Source organism: Empedobacter sp. R132-2 (genome assembly GCF_030324375.1).
In the GTDB taxonomy this organism is placed as follows: Bacteria; Bacteroidota; Bacteroidia; order Flavobacteriales; family Weeksellaceae; genus Empedobacter; species Empedobacter falsenii_B.
Genome location: NZ_JACAGG010000022.1, coordinates 1 through 18,577 on the forward strand (window position 1 = coordinate 1; position 18,577 = coordinate 18,577).

Here is an 18,577-nt window from a genome sequence, read left to right on the forward strand (position 1 = left end):
TTGTAGATAAATTTCCTTTCAGAATTAATACAATTCAAACAGATAACGGACATGAATTTCAATCAAAATTTCATTGGCATGTTCAAGATTTAGGAATGAGACACCGATTTATAAAAGTAGGAACGCCTCAGTTAAATGGGAAAGTTGAACGATCTCATTTAACTGATAAAAAAGAGTTTTATCAACTTTTAAGCTATACTGATGATGTTGATCTAAATCAAAAATTAGAACAATGGGAAAATTTTTATAATTTCAATAGACCACATGGATCTTTTAAAGGAAAAACTCCTTATGAAATACTAAAATTAAAACTAAAATAATTATATTTAAAGTCTACGAAGTCATGAAGTACGACATAACATAATTTTTAATAAGTGTTACTTCCAGATGCAGAAAGTATAAAAGCCTTTATTTATCAATAGTGTAGGGGAGTGTGGTGTACTATTGGTGTACAAAAAGTATTAATATTTTAACGAAATATTAGCAATATCCGATAAAAGAATCAATCTTAATTATTACAATTTAATATTACTGATTAAATAATTCTTGATTTGTTTTGCTCTTTAATGATATTAATAATTTGTTTTTGAATCCAAACAGGAGCGTACTTTAATTGTTTTTGAACCACTTCATTATTTAATTGTTGCACGTTAGGTTGTATTTGAATTAAGAATTCATCTGTCACGTTTTTTTGACCTATTTCTTTAAAAGCCTGAACAATTAAGTGTAATAATTCATCTTTGATGGCAAAGCTTTTAGGAACTGTTTTTTTTAATTGAATGGTACGATTTCCTATTCTTATTTCGCGTTGTGATCCATCAGTTAGATATACAGCTTTTAAAGGAACCTGAGTTGCTAATCCTAATAAATATAAAGCCAAAACTCCTGAGGGAGAAATACGTGCCTTATCTCGTTGTGCGATTTGTTTCGCTATTTCTTCAGTTGTGGGATAAATAGTACCTAACAACGGATCTTTTTTAGGTTTAAGATAAATACCATGTGCTATACGTTTTCCTTTTTTTCTAGTTCTAAGTACAATAATACTTTACGAACATTATCAGAAGAACTATAATCAATAAAGTCATCCAAAAACTATTTCGCCAAAAGGAGATTTTTAAATCTTTGTTTCTATTTGATTTTTAGATGTTTCTGTCATATTTATACTGTAATATTTGTCACAAATTTTTACTAAATTTGTGACATTATATATAATTATAGTAATTCTATATCTTGTAACTTTCGCCCAAATTCATCATTCATCTACTGTTAATTTGAAAATATCATCTTGTAAACCTAGGAGTGTACTTTAATTGTTTTTTGAATGACTACATTATTTAATTGTAGCACAGTAGAATGTATTAGATTTATGAATTCATCTTTCACGTTTTTTTGGCCTATTTCTTTAAAAATGCACTGTCTTTTAAAGTGTATAAGTTTACAAATATAGCTTGGGTTAGCTTTTTCAAATCCATCTAACCTCCCCATTATTTAGTTCTGTTTTCAAATTAAGATTTATTAAGTGCAATATATTGCACTATTTATATGCTTTTAGACTAAAAACGAGCAACACTCTTTAGAAAGTGCATTTAGTTGCACTTTTCTTGTTTTGTATCAAATTTCTTTCTAAATTTACATTAAAAGTGCAATAAATGACACTATTAATAATCGAACAGATAAAAGAACGTCGTAAAGTTTTAGATATTACACAAGAATCATTAGCAGATATTTCGGGTGTTGGCTTACGTACACTTAAACAGTTTGAAAGCGGTAAAGGTAATCCAACCTTAGAAACATTGCAAAAGTTATGTGATGCATTGGGATTAGAGTTGAAATTAGAAGTTAAAACGATTGAATAATGAGAGTAGCAAATATCCTATACAAAGGCAAAAAAGCAGGCATATTATCTCAATTAGATAATGGTAGCTTTCATTTTAGCTATATTCAAGATTGGTTATCGGATGATTCTAAACCTTCTATAAGTTTAACATTGCCTAAAAATCAAAAAGAGTTTGATTCTGAAACTTTGTTTCCTTTTTTCTATCATTTATTACCAGAAGGGGTAAATAAACGAATGATTTGTAAAACATATAAGATTGATGAAGATGATGCTTTTGGAATATTATTGAAAGCATCTAAAATAGATACAATTGGTGCAGTAACAATAGAAAGAGTGTAAAATGAAATTAGAATTAATTAATTGTCCCGGTTCTTTAAAAGAAAATTTTAATGCGTACAGTCCAAGTGTATTAAAGAAGTTGTTTAATGGAAAAAAAGTGAATCCAATTTTAAATTATACTTCGCCAACTGATCGTAAGGATAAAAGTAGTTTTAACCAAAATCAAACACATATTTCTATTTCGGGATTTCAAGAGAAATATTCTTTAATTCTTGATGGAAATGAATTACGATTAACGAATGAAAAGGAAAGCGGTCAATATATACTGAAACCGATTTCTGATTTACCTAAAAACAGTGAATTTGCACCAGCTAACGAACATTTGACGATGCAAATTGCTAAACAAATTTTTAAAATTGAAACAGCAGAAAATGCGTTAGTTTTTTTTAAAGATGGAAGTCCAGCATACTTTACGAAGCGTTTTGATTATGATGGATATGGAAATAAATTAGCAGTAGAGGATTTCGCTTCTTTATTAGGGAAATCTCCTGCAACTGATGGAGAACAATACAAGTATGAAGGAAATTATCTCGAATTATTTGAAGCCTTGAAAAAATATGTCCCTGCTTGGAAAGTAGAAACTCCAAAGTTATTCGCTTTGATTGTTTTCAATTATCTGTTTTCTAATGGAGATGCACATTTAAAGAATTTTTCGTTGATAGAAACTCAGCAAGGCGATTTTAAACTAAGTCCAGCTTATGATTTATTGAATACCAAAATTCATATTGACGATGCAGATTTTGCATTAAAAGAAGGATTATTACCTAAATCAATCTCAAAAGGTAAAATAATAGACCAATTATTTATTTTAGGAGAGAAAGCTGAAATGACAGAAAAATCAATTATAAAAGTCATTCAAAATTTAACATCCAAAGAAGATCAAGTGGAAGATTTAATCAATAAATCGTTTTTATCTGATAAGTTAAAACGTAATTATTTGCAAAATTATCAGCGTCGATTGAAGAAACTGAGAATATTATAGATTGAAAAAATGAACAAGGAGATTTCCTTAAAACATTTTTTATGATTTATAATATAAGGAAAATAGAATAGGTTATTCTTTCTTTTCAACGTAATTTTAGAAGCGAAATAATAGAATCAAAAATGAAAAAAATAGATATTACAACTTTAGATCATTTAGATCAAATTGATCAAGCATCTTTTAATCAACCAAAAATTATTTATAAACACAGTACAACTTGTGGGTTATGCGATATTATTTGGAATATAATAAAGGAAAGCGATTTTGAGCTGAATTATTTAGATTTATTAACATATAGACCAATATCTAATGAAATTGAACGTAGTTACAATGTTCAACACGAATCACCACAAATCTTAATAATAAAAGACGGAAAGTGTGTGTACAATGCTTCACATCGTAAAATAAAAAATGAAGAAATTCAAAAGGAACTAGATCAACTGGTTAGTTTGTAATGTATAAAAAAAAATCTACTTGTTAACCAAGTAGATTTTTATACTTAAACATATGGTACAGTATCACTTAATACCCTTTATTTTGTGTAAATACATTCGAAGCATCAATTGTTGCTTGTGGAATCGGGTAAATTCTTCTTGTAGGAGCAGTTACTGATTTTGAAGTTCTTGCTTCTTCAAATTTTCCGAAACGAATTAATTGTTTTCTTCTTACTAATTCCCAATATGTTTCGAAAGCGATTTCCTTTACTAAAGTAGCCTCATCAAGAGTAGTGATTGCAACACCTGGCGCATTACCAAATAATGCTTCTCTTGTTCTACTGGTTCTTAGCATGTTAATATCTGCTAATGCTGCACTTGTATTTCCTTTACGGAAATAAGCTTCAGCTCGCAATGTATAAATTCCACCTAAACGAAACAATGAAATATTTACACTACCATTTCCATTGTTTCCAAAACTAGGATCAAACTCGTATTTAAATACACGCGCTCCTCTGTTAATTTGATTTTGAGAAAGAACAGCTTGCAAAGGATTGTCAAAGTTATATTCTGGAGTAAAATTAACAAGTAAATTGGTGTTTTTTTCCATTTTTAGTTGATTTACTTTTATACGTCCATTTACCATCTCAAAAGATCCATTCGCTAAAATAGTTGGACCATATTGAACACCTGCTTGAATACCTCTATTAAAATGAAACCAAGGTTTTCCCGTACCTTCTACTAAACTTGTAGCAGGAACACTAACATCAGTTCCATCATTCATAAACCAAGTTCCATCTTCATATTGGTAATGTCTGTGAAAACGAGGGTCTTCATGATTTCCATCCCAACTGTGGTAAAACTCTGGTGTCGTTCCTGTAGCATTAGTTCCTCTATTATCTGGAGAAGGTTTTTGTGCACGTTCAACAGGCATATATGCAAAACTGTTTGAACTGTTTCTTAAACTATTTGCAGTTGCTTTTTGTACTACCGCAAATATTAATTCTGTTCCGTCATCATTACTAATATCAAAATTACGGAAGAAATTAGATTCTAACTTAAAACGTCCTGAATTGATTATATTTGAAGAATATTCAATTACTTTATCCATATCAGAAACACCACCACTAACAGCACTCTCATTAAAATCGAAAGTGTTGGAGTATCTATTTTTTAAAACAGCTCTGTTCATGTACATATCAGCTAATAAAGCATAAGCTGCTTGTTTAGTGAATCTTCCCATATGTGTAGATTGCTCTCCAATATTTGCTAAATTTGGTATGATACCTTCTACTTCTGTAATTAATTCATCAATGGCTACATCTGCTTTTCTTACCACAATTTCTGCATTTACATCCATTGGATCTCTATATGGAGCTTGTCCGTATAAGTCTAATGTATGATAAGTATAAAATGCTAATAAACCTTTTGCTTCAGCTAAAAATAATTGTTTGTTAGTAACACTACTTTTCTCTATTGCTTGTATTGCTGTTAAAGATTTTGTTATTCCGAAATTTAAATTATCCCAAGCTGATTTTATTTGAGGATTTGAAGCGTCCCAAGTAAACTCAGATAATGCTCTCCATTTTCCACCATCTCCCCAGTCACTTCCTCGTGTAGGTAAAATTGCTTCATCAGTAGAGTATTCTTGTAAACCGAAAACATTTCCGTGATCTACGAAAGTTCCGTCTCCTAATTGTCCATAGGCTGCGGCAATTGCGTTTTCTGGACTTGGTGATTCTGATCCTAATCTTTCATCAACTACTTGCTCTTCTAAATCTGTACAACTTAAAATGCTCACAGAAAGTAATGCGAAAAATAGATAAGATATTTTTATTGTTTTTAATTTCATGATAATAAATTCTGGTATTAAAATTTTAAAGTTGCTCCAACCATAAATGTTTTCGCAGATGGGTAAGTTGCATAATCAATTCCTAATGATTGATTTCCTGATACAGCTTTTGATGTGTCAATCAATGGATCATATCCACTGTAATTTGTGATTGTCCATAAGTTTTGAGCGCTTACATATAAGTTTAAACTTTTTACCCATTTTAATTGCTCAACTCCAAAATTATATCCTAAACGAACATTATTTAAACGTAAGAAATCTGACTTCTCTAAATAAAGTGATGATAATTGCGGTAAATTTTCAGCACTTGCTCCAGAAGTGTAAAAATCTCTTAACAAGTTACGGTCTGATGCTAAATTGTTAATATTTAAATTGAGATTAGTATTATTGACTAAATATCCTCCTGCTTGACCAATAAAAGAGAATGCAAAATCAAACCTTTTATAACGCATATAACTATTAAGCCCGTATGTTACTTTTGGAAGTGGACCTTCGAAAATTTGTCTATCTTCAGTTCCTACTGAACCATTACCATCAGTATCTTCATATATGTATTTACCTTGCTCGTCAATTCCTAAATATTTTAGCATATAAAATGATCCTGCTTGGTATCCATTTTTATAAACATTGGCATAAACACCTGACATTCCTGGACCAGAAATTTGTCCTGAATATATTTCGGAAACTGGTAAGTCTTTTACTTTATTTGATAATGTTGCTGCATTTACGTCTAATGACCACGTAAAATCCTTTTGATCGATAATTTGAGAACCTAAAGTCAATTCAAATCCTTTATTTTCTATTTTTCCATCTACATTTTGCCAAATAGTACTCGTTGGACTTAATGGCCCAGAAGGAATATTTAAAATCGGATCTAAAGTTGTTTTATTATAGTATTCTAACGACCCATATAATTTACTGTTGAATAAACTAAAATCAACTCCAAAATTTGTTTGTTCAACAACCTCCCATTTCAAATCAGGGTTTGCAGTTCTGTTTACCATTACTCCGTTAATCAAATCATTTTGATTATATAACCAATATCCCGCAGAAGAAGATAATGATGAACTCGCTTGCGTTAATTTATTCTGAACTTCTTGGTTACCTGTCTGTCCCCAACTTGCTCTTAATTTTAATTCATTTACAACAGAAGAACCTCTTAAAAATTCTTCTTTATTAATGGACCAAGCAACTGCTAAAGATGGGAAATAGCCATATTTATTATTTTTTCCAAAACGAGTAGAACCATCCGCGCGTAAAGATGCTGTAAATAAATAGCGACTATCGTAGTTATAATTTACACGTCCAAAGTAAGACTGTAATTCATTTTCTTGTGCGTAACCAGGACTTGGAATAAATGCAGTTCCAGAATAACCAGGATTATTCTCTGGTGCAACACCACTTCCTTGTTCTGCAATATTAGTCAAGCCAAAATAAGTTCCTGAAAATTTAAATTTTTGGTAAGAAAAACCTGCTAATAAATTGATATTATGTCTGTTGAATGTTTTGTCAAAAGTTAAATAATGCTCAACTAAAGTACTCAACGATTCTAAATTACTTTGCGTGTACATTCCTCTCGGCGTTCTATCAGTAATGTTTGGATACATCGTTGTATTACGTTCCGAAGTTGATCTGTCAATACCGTAATTTAATTTATAATTTAATCCAGGAAGAATACGTAAAGTAGCTTCAACATTTCCTAAAACTCTAAATGTATTTGTATGATCATTATACTTACTCAATAAATACATTGGGTTGTAATGAGCGTTCATGTTGAAATTTGTGTAATCACCATTTTTATCAAAAACAGAACGTGTAGGATTAGCCATTAAGGCATGAATAACCAACTGTCCATCTGAACCAGCATTTGAACCATTTGGTAAACCGGTTTCTCTAATATCACTAGCTGTTAAATTGAATTTAACTTTTAAACGTTGATCGTCTAAGAAAGATTCTTCTGCATTTAAACGAGCTGTAGTTCTTCTGAAATTACTTGTTTCAATAATTCCATCTTGATCCATATGAGAAATTGATGCATAGTAGCTTCCTGTATTCGTTTTCTTAGAAAATGAAAAGGCATGATTTTGAGAAGTTGCTGAACGAAACAATACATCTTGCCAATCTGTATTTCCACCATGATCGTAAGAAGGATCTACGGCGTTTCTATACTCATCAGCATTCATCAAGTCTAATTTTTTAATCACATTCGAAACACCGAAGTAAGTATCATACGTAAAAAGTGCATCACCTTTTTTTCCTTGTTTCGTTGTAATTAAAACAACACCATTAGAACCTCTTGCTCCATAGATTGCTGAGGCAGAAGCATCTTTAAGAACAGTTATCGATTCTATATCACTTGTGTTTAGAAAGTTTAATGGATTTTTTGCGCTTGAACTTCCTAAACCAACATTGGGTCCACCAGAACTTACATTTTCATTGCTTAACGGCACACCATCTACAACAAATAAAGGTGTACTACCACTTCGAATAGATCCAACTCCACGAATAGAAACATTCATTCCAGCGCCTGGTTCTCCACTTGTTTGCACAACACGAACACCAGCTACTTTTCCTTGGATTAAGTTATCCACAGAAATGTTCATTCCTTCTTTAAATTGTTCAGATTTTAATTGACTTACAGATCCTGTTAGATCAGATTTTTTCTGAGTACCATATCCAACCAACGTTACTTCTTGTAAAGCATGTTCATCAGAAATACTTGTTTCACTCGAAATATGGATTGTCATTTCTGCCGAATCAATTACAACTTTCTGAATGGTAAATCCTTCTAATTGTACAGTTAAAGTTTGTCCAACCTCTGCCTCAATAGAAAATAAACCGTTCTCATCTGTTATTACTTCTTTTCCAGTTTCTACGATAATAACTTTTGCGCCCGAAACAGCAAATCCGTTCTCGTCTTGTACAATTCCTTTTACAGTAGCATCTGCTGCTTGTATTCCGAAATTAGAATTGTCGTTTAAAACCTTTGCTTCCGCCTTGTTACAATACAAGAAAACAAATGCCAAAGGAATTAGTTTTTTCAGTTTAAAATGTTTAATTTTATGGTACATATTATTAAGTAAAGTATCACATTTACGATGCTTAACTTAGATTCCACTGTTGTTGTCGCAGCAGTGGTTTTTGTTAAGCTAGCTGTTGATTTGTTTTTCGGAATACAAAGTAAGCCTCTACTCTTTAAAAACACTTTAATTTAAAATCATCAAAACATTACCATAAGGTAAAATAATCGATTACATTCCTGAAAATCAAACAGAAAATTTACAATACTATAAAACAGACTTAACAATAACTAAAAATTGTTTGAGAATAAACAATGTAATTTCGGTTCTTATAAAAATTAGAGCAATGAAAAAGACCATTTTATTTAGTTTATACTTACTTCCTTTTAGTTTTTCTTTGGCGCAAACACAAACTTTAGAAGATTTAAAAATCAATGAAATTCAAGTTATTGGTTCGCATAACTCTTATAAGAAAGCTATATTACCAGAGGTTTATAACTATTTATCAGAAAGAGATTCTATGAATTTTTTACCAAGAATTCAGTACGAACATATTCCAATTCCTCAACAATTAGATTTAGGTTTACGAAATCTAGAAATTGATGTTTACGCAGATAGTAAAGGAGGAAAATATGCGCATCCTAAAATTTTAGATTTTGTAAAAACAACTCAGCCTTTCGATCCTGACAAAAAAATGAATAAACCAGGTTATAAAATGATCCATATAACTGATATCGATTATATGACATGGTATTATACACTTGAAGATTGTTTAAAAGATTTAAAAAAGTGGTCTGATGCAAATCCTAATCATACACCTGTATTTATTACATTAGAGCCAAAAGATGGCAAAGAAAATGAATTTAAAACAGAGCCTGAACATTACACAGAAAAATTATTTGATGATTTGGATAATGAATTGAGAAAATATTTAGGAAAAAATAAAATCATCACTCCAGATGATATAAGGGGTTCTTACAAAACTTTAAACGAAGCCATTACCAAAGGAAATTGGCCTAAAGTAAAAGATGTGAAAGGGAAATTTATTTTTGTATTAGATAATAATGGAGCAAACCGAGATTTATATGCAAAAGGACATCCTTCTTTAAAAAACAGAATGATTTTTACAAATTCAACTCCAGGAACAGCAGAATCTGCTATAGTATTTAGAAATGACCCTGAGAAAACAGATGAAATTAAAAATTTAGTAAAACAAGGTTACATTGTCCGCACAAGAGCAGATGCTGATACGATGGAAGCTAGAAGTGAAGACTATTCTCGTTTTGAAAATGCGAAAAAAAGTGGTGCTCAAATCATCACAACAGATTATTATCAACCAAGTAAATTATTCAAATCTAATTTCAAAATTAGTTTCGATGATAATACTTACGAAAGAAAAAATCCTGTTCTAGGAAAGTAAATAATCTATTTTTAATATAAGATGTATTGAAATAAAATCCTTGTCAAGGGTTTCAAGCTTGACAAGGATTATTCGTTAATCTAAAATCGTAATATTAAAACACAATATTTCGCTGTCTTTCGTTGAATGAGCTTTTATTGCTTATATATTTTTGATTCTTTTTTTTTTGAAATCAATTTCAAAATGATTTGAAGGTTCACCATTTGATAAATGTGAAAGTATTTTAAATAGCATTTTCAATTGTAAGACAAATTCATCTTGCGATTGATTATCTGCAAATAATTCTTCCAGCACTTTATATTGTTCCAATCGCTCTTTTGGAATATCTCTTTTCGCCAATTCATCTGCCGACTGAAATTTATAGAGATCAAGAATTAAATCGTCAAATGTCCATTTTTTATAATCTTTAGACTGAATTATTTTTCTATTTATTCCTTTGTAACCTAGAAGTAACAAATCTTCTCCATTCAAGTTTTGTCCTTTTTCTATAAAATCTTTAGGCCAATCATTCGGAATCATTCGTAAACGAACCAATTCTTTTAGATGAAAAAGCATTAATTCTCTGTAGGATTTCGTTTTCAAAATATCTTTGTTCCAAATTAATTTATTACTGTCTTTTTGTAAAGCCAAAAATTCTTTTTCATACAATGGAAATAATTCATCAAAACGAGGTACATCATCTAAGATTTGTGTTTCGATTTCCATCTTATCAGCTGATTTTATTGTCAAAATTTTATAAGCCGGAATGTAAGCTGCTAAAGAAGGTACTTGAATATTTACTAAAAAATCATTTTCTGTTTTTTTACTTCCTGTATCATTAATATGCATATGCCCAGCAAAATGAATTTTAATTCCTGCTTCTGAGAAAATTTTTGCAACCTCTTCTTGTGGAACACGTTCCAATTGCCATTTTTTATCTCCCAATAATTTTTCTATTTCTGAAGAAGCACCATCATTATAATCAATCATAGGGTAGTGCGTAAAAGCAATCAGTGTTTTACTTCTTTTTTTTGCTTCAGCAGTAATATTTTTCACCCATTCTATCAAGTGTTTCTTGTTTGTCAAAACATTGTTATAACCAATACTTGCACCCTTATAATTAGAAGGATTAGATGAATTTTCGTTTAAATTCTTTGGAATATAGGTATTACCATCAATGGCTAATAGCCAAACATCTTCTATCGGTTCGACAACGTAACTTAGGTCAGGGACCGAAAATCCTTTTTCTACTTCATACATCCTTTTAGTATAATCAGCTGCTACTAAAGCATCATCAAAAGAATAAGAGGAAATTAGATTTTTATTAAATGGTGTACTCCAAAATAAATCATTTTTTTGCGGATAAAATCCAAAGTCTTTCAATTCATTTAAAATTTCTAAATATCCCGACTCAGCAATGTCTTTTGTATAGATTCTTGAAGGTTTTTCTCCTATCATTTCTTTACTATAAATTCCAAATGGTTTTCCATTTTCTCCTAAAAAGTCATCTTTTCCTGCATCTTTCCTAAATGGACCTACTGGGTCATGATTACCTGTTGTTAAGTAAAATTTCATGTTATATTTGCGTTTATATTCTTCTAAAATTTTATGTAAACCTCTGAGATTATATGCTTGGCCATCATCTGAAAAATCGCCTGGCATTGCTACAATTTTTATATTTTTAGATACAATATCATCTAGTGCTGCAATAAATGCAAAATAGTTTTCATTAAAAATTCTTGTCGAGTGCAATTGAGATTCCATCGTTCTCAAAATAGTTGCTTTTCCTGTTTTCGGATTGATAATTCCTTTAAAATCATTATCCGAAAAGTTGCCATACAAATCTTGAAAATGAACATCAGAAAGAAAGGCTACTTTAACTTCTTTTTCTTGTGCATTCAATATAGAAAAGAGAAGAATTAAGATAAATAAAATTTGTTTTTTCATGTCTGTAAAACAGCAAAACTAACGTAATATTAAATTCGTTTTATTTGAAATGAAATTTATAACGATAAGTTAATTTGAGTTTTTAGAAATAAGTTTTAATGTTAAAGTCAATATGACAAAATTTATTTCTGAATACGAATTAAAAGAATCCGGCATTAAATCTATTACGTTAAGAAAATAATTGAATGTAACGTTAAGATGATTTTAGCCCTTATGTGTAGGTACGTCAAATCATCGTAGACTAAATTAGTAAAAAACTAATATAATGTTATGATCATGAAAAAGACCAAAGAAATCCAAAATTATTTAACTTATAGTAAAAAAATACAAGTTTTAAAATATGCTAAAGAATATGGAAATAATGCTATAGCTTATAAATTTTATGGCGTTAAAAAGAGTACATTTTACAAATGGAAAAAAGCGTATGAAGAACATGGAGAAGAAGGTTTACTTAGAAAAAAAACAATTCCTCGTACTTTTCCTAACCAAATTAAGCAAGAGATTGTAAATAAAGTACTAGAACTTCGAAAAGAGTATAAATTAGGGACTTGGCGAATTAAATGGTATTTAGAACGTTATCATGATATTTTTATATCAGAATCAAGTGTTTATCGTATTCTAAAGCGTAATAATGTTACTAGGTTAGACAGAAAAGTAACTAGAAGAGCTATGCATAGTATAAGATATGAAAAAGAAACGCCTGGTCATCATGTACAAGTTGATGTTAAATCTCTAATTTTCCATGATGTAAATGGTACTAAAATCAAGCGATTTCAATATACAGTGATTGATGATGCTACTCGAATTAGAGCACTTAAAATCTGTGAAAAGCACAATCAATTAAGTTCAATTGATTTCATAAATTATGTTGTAGAAAAATTTCCCTTCAGAATTAATACAATTCAAACAGATAACGGACATGAATTTCAATCAAAATTTCATTGGCATATTCAAGATTTAGGAATGAGACACCGATTTATAAAGGTAGGAACACCTCAGTTGAATGGAAAAGTTGAACGATCTCATTTAACAGATAAAAAAGAATTTTACCAGCTTTTAAATTACACAGATGATGTGGATTTAAATCAAAAATTAGAGCAATGGGAAAACTTTTATAATTTCAATAGACCTCATGGTTCATTTAAAGGAAAAACACCCTATGAAATACTAAAATTTAAACTAAAATAATTATATTTAAAGTCTAGCAGGTGATGAAGTACAACAATATCCGATAAAAGAATCAGTCTTATTTATTACAATTTAATCTTGTTGGTTAAATAATTCTTGAATCTTTTTTATTTGATCTAACAAATTTGACCAATTCAAACTTTCTCCAACAATCATATGTTCTTGCATTGTTTTATAGTCTTGTTCCCATTTTGAAAGAACTTCATCAGGCGGAATAATGCTCAATTTTCCTTTTTCGTGATTTGAATAATCTAAACCTCTTAATGGATTTACAGTTTTACGATGATTTACAATAGTCTGAAATAAATTGTCATCAGCTATCGCTTTTTTACCAAAACCTGCTTGCATCATTTTATCTAAATCATAAAAATGACGAGTTAATCTATCTGTTCTGATTTTATCAATTGGTTTAGAAAATTCTTCATGAAGTAATAAAACCTTTTCTATAAATGTACGTGTTGGAATTACTACTTGGACATTAAAGTTAGGTTCGGTAAAAGGTAAATCTTTATAATTTTCATCAATGAAAGAAATAATAGATTTTGTTTCAGATGGCTCTGTTAAGGAACGAGCCCCAATTTCTAATAAAACTCTTTGTTGAATATAAGCATTGCTTACAGGTACTACTGAATGATAATGAATTTCTAATGTATTGGGATCACTCGTATCATCAACATGATCGTTGTATTTGATTTCATATAAATCTCTGCTAATTTCTAATTGATCTAATTGTCGAATTAATTCTTCTCTAAACTCATTGATTATAAATCCACCTGAAGCTTTTCGCAATTTTTTAATCTGAGATTTTGAATTTAATTTATCAAATCCTAATAAATGTCGATCAATAATTAGATCAATATCTTCAGAAAATCGATCAATTAAATGATAAGCTTTACTTAATGATGTACCTCCTTTAAAGATAATTGAATCCGCATATTGAGATTGAAAAATAGCTTTTAATAAAATGCAAACCCACCAATCTTTCTCTACAACAAAGGCAGGTAAACCTTTTGAAATTCCCGTTTGATCCAGAACTTGTATTTGTTGCTCTTTAGTTAGATTAATCCACATATTAACGAGTTGTATAAAGATTATTGATTATTTTTTGAATCCAAACAGGTGCATATTTCAATTGTTTTTGAATAACTTGTTCGTTTAGGTGAAGGATTGAAGGTTTTATTTGATTTAAAAAATCATCTGTTATTTCTTTTTGCCCTATTTCTTTAAAAGCTTGAACAATCAAGTGTAATAATTCGTCTTTAATAGCAAAGCTTTTAGGAACTGTTTTTTTGAATTGAATAGTTCTATTTCCTATTTTTATTTCGCGTTGCGAACCATCGGTCAAGTAAACAGCTTTCAAAGGAATTTGAGTTGTTAAACCTAATAAATACAAAGCTAAAACTCCTGTTGGCGCAATACGAGCTTTATCCCGTTTAGCAATCTGTTTAGCAATTTCATCTATAGTCGGATAAATCTTTCCTAATAGCAAATCTTTTTTAGGTTTAAGATAAATACCATGAGTTAAACGCTCAACTAAACCTTCATTTTCTAAACGAGAGAGTACTTTACGGATATTATCTGAAGAACCATATTTTGAAAAATCATCTAAAAAAAACATTTCGCCAAATGATGATTTTGAAATCTTTGTTTGTATCTTATTTTTAGATGTTTCTATCATATTTTTATTGTAATATTTGTCACAAATTTAATGAAAATTTGTGACAAAATAAATAATTCACAATAAGGATTATTCTGTTGTGATTATAAGATTAATTTCTCAGATTCCAATTTTCCCCTTTATTTCTTGAGTAATATAATCCTTTGTCTGTTGTTGCTAAAATTTCTGAACCATTTAAAGTTAAATTGTGAAATTCATTGAAGCTTGAATTTGCAACTCCTCTTTTAAACCAATTTTCTCCATTATTTTTAGAATAAGAAATTTGTTTTCCATTTTTGGTTATCGCTAATAATTCTTCTCCACAATCTAATAAAAAAGTAAAATCATCTGATTGCAAAGATCTTCTGTTCCAATTTTCTCCATTGTTAACGGAATACTGAATTTCATTTTTGTTGGAAGGATTAATTCTGATTAACTCTTTTCCTTTTTGAATAATTTGTGACATATATTAAATTTTATTTCAAAATTATTTTCTTGATAGGACATAAAATGTACGAGTCAATAAATATATTTGTAGAAATGATTTTTATGTCAAATAGCTATTCTATACAACGAATGTATAACGTCATTCGATTTCTTAAAAATAAACCATCAACAATGGTTGAGATTCAGGATTATTTATCAAGATTAAATTCAAATTATGTTAGAAATGAAAAAACAATCCGACGTGATTTTCAGAGTATTGAAGAGTTGTTTGGTTATGAAATAGAATACGATAAAAGTCTAAGAGTATATAAGATTGAAAAAGTAATTGACGACGTTTATAAAGATAAATTATTAGAATCTATTGCTTTAATGAATATTTTGCAACAATCTAAAAATGTAAATAAATATATACATTTGGAGCAAAAGCAAACAAGAGGTACAGAATATCTAACTGATATTATTGAAGCCATAGAAAATAAGCATGTTTTATCATTTACACTGAATAGTTATTGGAAGGAAGCAACAAAAAGAACATGTGCGCCAATTGCGATAAAAGAAGCAATGAAAAGATTCTATTTAATCGCCTATGATCTTGAAAAAAAAGCAATAAGAAATTATGGATTGGATAGAATATCAAATTTCAGAGTATTAGACGAAAAGTTTTCTCCAGCTGATTATGATGTAGACGAAATGTATCAACACGCTTTTGGAATTGAAAACTATGGTAATCCTGTGAATATTGTTTTACGGTTTGACAATACGCAATTCAATTATTTAACATCTTTGCCTTTGCATCATTCTCAAGAAATTATCAAAGAAGAAGCTGATACATTTACGATCAATTTATTTGTTCATCCAACACATGAATTGAAAATGGAAATTTTAAAATTTGGAGATAACTGTGAAGTTTTAGAACCAGAAATTTATCGAGAAGATTTTAAAAATACTGTAAATAATTTATACAAAAAATATAAAAAGAACCTTTAAAAAATTATAAATGAACAATGAATTAATAACCAATTTTATTGAAGAATATAAGTCAATAGAAAAGCAATGGAGCGAAAAAGAAACAAAAGGCGATGACTTCAATGTATTTGATTTTATGCATTCTGTTTTTGGAATTACAGAAACAAAACACTCTAAAATTGTTGCATATTTCTTAAATCCTTCTGCTAATCACGGTTTAGGAACTTTATTTTTAAATTCATTTCTAAAGAAAATAGAAATTGATTTTGACGAAAATATAAAGTACAATTGGGAAATTACCTCAGAAGATAAGAATGCTGACATTGTGATCAAAGCAACAATTCCACAAAGAATTTCTGTAGTGATTGAGAATAAATCCAATGAAGCGAAAGATCAGGCAAATCAGTTATATCGCTATTGGTATGATCATATTTACACATTTCATGGTAATGATTTAAATAAAGCTGAAAATAAGCATATATCACATTTGGTTTATCTCAGCGGATTTAGCGAAAAAACTTACACAGAATTATCATTAGAAAAACCCGAAAATATTAGTTTAGATTATCAAAAGTTGGATGAATCAAAAGAGTTTATAACAAATTGGTCATTTGTTACTGAATTAAGAGATTGGTTAACAGAATGTACTGATAAACTTGAAGAGAATAGTTGGTTTAAATTCTTTTTAAAGAATTACATCCAATTTTGGGAAATACAATCACTAAAAAATAAATTTTATATGGAAAACTTAAATAATTACTTTAAAGAAAATAATAACAAAGAAGATTGGAAAACGTTGAATAAAACTCTTGCTGACATTAATGATTTAAAAGGAGAATGGTTAAACTTATTCTCAGATAAATTATGTCAAATAAATTATTATTCAAGTAAATTTAATTTTAGTAGAGATTATTATGATGCTAAATACCATAATGACTTTAGATGGACTTTAGGAGAAAGGGGGCAAATCTGTTTTATTTACGAGCCCTTAGAAGGATTACGAATATGGAAAAAGAATTTTTACACCCATAAAAATAATTATAAAAATGAGTTTGAGCATATTTTTTCTAACGATTTTGAATATTTGGATAATGACAGCAATTATGCTATGGTTTTAAAAGATAACATCAAGTTTGAAACTGAAGAAGAAGCGGCTTGGGAAATTGCGAATAATTCGGAGATTCTGATGAATAAACTATCGGCTATTTTAGAAAAATATACCTATAACAATGATGTGATTGAATTGTTTCAAAAAATTAGTAATGAAGTAAAATAATTAGCCGTGGTTTTTAGACGTTGAAAAAACTTGCTTGTAATTTATTTTTTTAAAACTATGGAAACAAAGAAAATCAAATATTTAGAATTTATTCGAGCAAAACTTCAAGTTGATAAAAAACATGCGATTTATTGTAAGAATTATGCAAAAGCAAGGGATTGTCATATCAGGCTTAAAAACATAAATAATACAATCAATCAAGAACAAAACAAGCTTTGGAATTATACTTTATCGGTAAAAGTAAACACATATAGTATTGATTATCTAATTGAAATTTACAAATACTTTGATCAGTTTAATTATAAATCGTTGTTATACGGTAAAATATTAGCTCAATTATCAATTGTTAATAAAGAAATAGATGATCTTTTTTTACAAGATAATCTCGAAAAATCAACGATTAAAATTAATGAACTTCAACAATTAAGAAAATTTATATCAGAAAAAGAGCTTCATTAGTAGCTCTTTTTTGATTAAAAATGGTCTTTTAATTAATCTTTTAAAAAGTATGGATACTATTAAGATAAGACATTTGGAGCTTTTGAAAACAGAATTACAGTCTGAAAAAAAATACGCTTTACAAATAAGATGTTACTCGAGAGCGAGAAATTTGCACATACAAATTCGGAAAGTAGAACGTATTATTTATTATGAACAAATTAAACTTTGGAATTATGTGTTAAACGAATCTATTACTGTAAATAATTTTCAGTTATTCGAGGATATTTATAGGTATTTTGATCAAAAGAATTATCAATCAAGAATGATAGATAAAATTGAAAATCAAAAAGAATATAATCAAGAAGAATTAACCCGATTAATTAAGTTGCAACAATATGAATTAGCTTATAAAGAACGGCATAAAAAAAACATTTAATGGAATTGGTAAATAAAAGATATGCTGAAAATGAAGAACAATGTATTGGTAAAGTTATATCTTGACGATTTGCGTCCAACTCCAAACGGATATTTGCGAGTTTACTCTTTTAAGGAGTTCGTAAAGTATATTCTGAATAACGGAATTCCTGACTTTATATCTTTTGATCACGATTTAGGAATCGAAGAAACGGGTTATGATTGTGCGAAATTTTTGGTCGAATATTGTTTAGATCATAATCTTACAATCCCAAATTTTACTGTACATAGTCAAAATCCTGTAGGAAAAGAGAATATTGAAAAACTACTTTATAATTTTCGAAAACTAAACAAATAATATATTAATAAAAATAAAAA

The 18,577-nt window shown here is 29.1% G+C and carries 19 protein-coding genes; 12 read left to right on the plus strand and 7 right to left on the minus strand.

The window, feature by feature from the left end; translation table 11 throughout:
- A partial coding sequence (locus HXZ69_RS10470) for an integrase core domain-containing protein (protein ID WP_286495898.1) occupies positions 1-320 on the plus strand: 320 nt, incomplete at its 5' end.
- Positions 321-535: 215 nt separating this feature from the next.
- On the opposite strand, the gene HXZ69_RS10475 is transcribed toward HXZ69_RS10470, so the two are convergent.
- A complete protein-coding gene (locus HXZ69_RS10475; RefSeq protein ID WP_353655964.1) occupies positions 536-1,042 on the minus strand; it encodes a DUF6088 family protein in 507 nt (168 codons plus the stop codon).
- Positions 1,043-1,649: 607 nt separating this feature from the next.
- On the opposite strand from HXZ69_RS10475, the gene HXZ69_RS10480 reads away from it, so the two are divergent.
- The 4 genes from HXZ69_RS10480 to ytxJ all read left to right on the plus strand — a co-directional run bounded on the left by HXZ69_RS10480 (position 1,650) and on the right by ytxJ (position 3,613).
- Positions 1,650-1,856, plus strand: a complete 207-nt coding sequence (locus tag HXZ69_RS10480; protein ID WP_286495899.1) for a helix-turn-helix transcriptional regulator — start codon at positions 1,650-1,652, stop codon at positions 1,854-1,856.
- Positions 1,856-2,176, plus strand: coding sequence for a HipA N-terminal domain-containing protein (locus HXZ69_RS10485; RefSeq protein ID WP_286495900.1), 321 nt, complete (start codon positions 1,856-1,858; stop codon positions 2,174-2,176). Before HXZ69_RS10480 ends, HXZ69_RS10485 begins: the two co-directional genes overlap by 1 nt.
- Before the next feature lies 1 nt (position 2,177).
- A complete protein-coding gene (locus HXZ69_RS10490; RefSeq protein WP_286495901.1) occupies positions 2,178-3,158 on the plus strand; it encodes a type II toxin-antitoxin system HipA family toxin in 981 nt (326 codons plus the stop codon).
- A gap of 122 nt (positions 3,159-3,280) precedes the next feature.
- The gene (gene ytxJ, locus HXZ69_RS10495; protein ID WP_286495902.1) at positions 3,281-3,613 is read left to right on the plus strand and encodes a bacillithiol system redox-active protein YtxJ; all 333 of its coding nucleotides are present in this window, start codon (positions 3,281-3,283) and stop codon (positions 3,611-3,613) included.
- 67 nt (positions 3,614-3,680) lie between these two features.
- On the opposite strand, the gene HXZ69_RS10500 is transcribed toward ytxJ, so the two are convergent.
- A complete protein-coding gene (locus HXZ69_RS10500) occupies positions 3,681-5,444 on the minus strand; it encodes a RagB/SusD family nutrient uptake outer membrane protein (RefSeq protein ID WP_286495903.1) in 1,764 nt (587 codons plus the stop codon).
- Between the two features lie 17 nt (positions 5,445-5,461).
- On the minus strand, positions 5,462-8,515 hold the full coding sequence (locus HXZ69_RS10505; RefSeq protein ID WP_286495905.1) for a SusC/RagA family TonB-linked outer membrane protein: 3,054 nt from the start codon (positions 8,513-8,515) through the stop codon (positions 5,462-5,464).
- A 295-nt stretch (positions 8,516-8,810) separates the two neighbouring features.
- Here HXZ69_RS10505 and HXZ69_RS10510 point away from each other — a divergent pair, with 295 nt between their 5' ends.
- Positions 8,811-9,884, plus strand: a complete 1,074-nt coding sequence (locus HXZ69_RS10510; RefSeq protein ID WP_286495906.1) for a phosphatidylinositol-specific phospholipase C1-like protein — start codon at positions 8,811-8,813, stop codon at positions 9,882-9,884.
- A 141-nt stretch (positions 9,885-10,025) separates the two neighbouring features.
- On the opposite strand, the gene HXZ69_RS10515 is transcribed toward HXZ69_RS10510, so the two are convergent.
- Positions 10,026-11,810, minus strand: coding sequence for a metallophosphoesterase family protein (locus HXZ69_RS10515; protein ID WP_286495907.1), 1,785 nt, complete (start codon positions 11,808-11,810; stop codon positions 10,026-10,028).
- Between the two features lie 276 nt (positions 11,811-12,086).
- On the opposite strand from HXZ69_RS10515, the gene HXZ69_RS10520 reads away from it, so the two are divergent.
- Positions 12,087-12,998 carry an IS481 family transposase gene (locus tag HXZ69_RS10520; RefSeq protein WP_286495908.1) on the plus strand — a complete coding sequence of 304 codons (912 nt, stop codon included), beginning with the start codon at positions 12,087-12,089 and terminating at the stop codon, positions 12,996-12,998.
- A gap of 72 nt (positions 12,999-13,070) precedes the next feature.
- Here the strand turns inward: HXZ69_RS10520 and HXZ69_RS10525 are convergent, their stop codons facing one another.
- The 3 genes from HXZ69_RS10525 to HXZ69_RS10535 form a co-directional block, all read right to left on the minus strand.
- On the minus strand, positions 13,071-14,069 hold the full coding sequence (locus HXZ69_RS10525; protein WP_286495909.1) for a nucleotidyl transferase AbiEii/AbiGii toxin family protein: 999 nt from the start codon (positions 14,067-14,069) through the stop codon (positions 13,071-13,073).
- 1 nt (position 14,070) lies between these two features.
- The gene (locus HXZ69_RS10530; protein WP_286495911.1) at positions 14,071-14,676 is read right to left on the minus strand and encodes a DUF6088 family protein; all 606 of its coding nucleotides are present in this window, start codon (positions 14,674-14,676) and stop codon (positions 14,071-14,073) included.
- Positions 14,677-14,767: 91 nt separating this feature from the next.
- The gene (locus HXZ69_RS10535; RefSeq protein ID WP_286495912.1) at positions 14,768-15,121 is read right to left on the minus strand and encodes a beta propeller repeat protein; all 354 of its coding nucleotides are present in this window, start codon (positions 15,119-15,121) and stop codon (positions 14,768-14,770) included.
- An 83-nt stretch (positions 15,122-15,204) separates the two neighbouring features.
- Here HXZ69_RS10535 and HXZ69_RS10540 point away from each other — a divergent pair, with 83 nt between their 5' ends.
- From HXZ69_RS10540 to HXZ69_RS10560, 5 genes are read left to right on the plus strand one after another with little or no spacing between them, the layout of a single operon-like run.
- On the plus strand, positions 15,205-16,089 hold the full coding sequence (locus HXZ69_RS10540; protein ID WP_286495913.1) for a helix-turn-helix transcriptional regulator: 885 nt from the start codon (positions 15,205-15,207) through the stop codon (positions 16,087-16,089).
- Positions 16,090-16,099: 10 nt separating this feature from the next.
- Positions 16,100-17,344 (plus strand): PD-(D/E)XK nuclease family protein, encoded by a 1,245-nt coding sequence (locus HXZ69_RS10545; protein WP_286495914.1) that lies wholly within the window; start codon positions 16,100-16,102, stop codon positions 17,342-17,344.
- Between the two features lie 57 nt (positions 17,345-17,401).
- Complete coding sequence (locus HXZ69_RS10550; protein WP_286495915.1) at positions 17,402-17,803, plus strand: hypothetical protein; 402 nt, start codon at positions 17,402-17,404, stop codon at positions 17,801-17,803.
- A 49-nt stretch (positions 17,804-17,852) separates the two neighbouring features.
- Positions 17,853-18,221: a hypothetical protein gene (locus HXZ69_RS10555; protein WP_286495916.1), complete on the plus strand. Its 369-nt coding sequence runs from the start codon at positions 17,853-17,855 to the stop codon at positions 18,219-18,221.
- A gap of 30 nt (positions 18,222-18,251) precedes the next feature.
- Positions 18,252-18,557 carry a cyclic-phosphate processing receiver domain-containing protein gene (locus HXZ69_RS10560; protein WP_286495917.1) on the plus strand — a complete coding sequence of 102 codons (306 nt, stop codon included), beginning with the start codon at positions 18,252-18,254 and terminating at the stop codon, positions 18,555-18,557.
- Positions 18,558-18,577 lie beyond the last annotated feature (20 nt).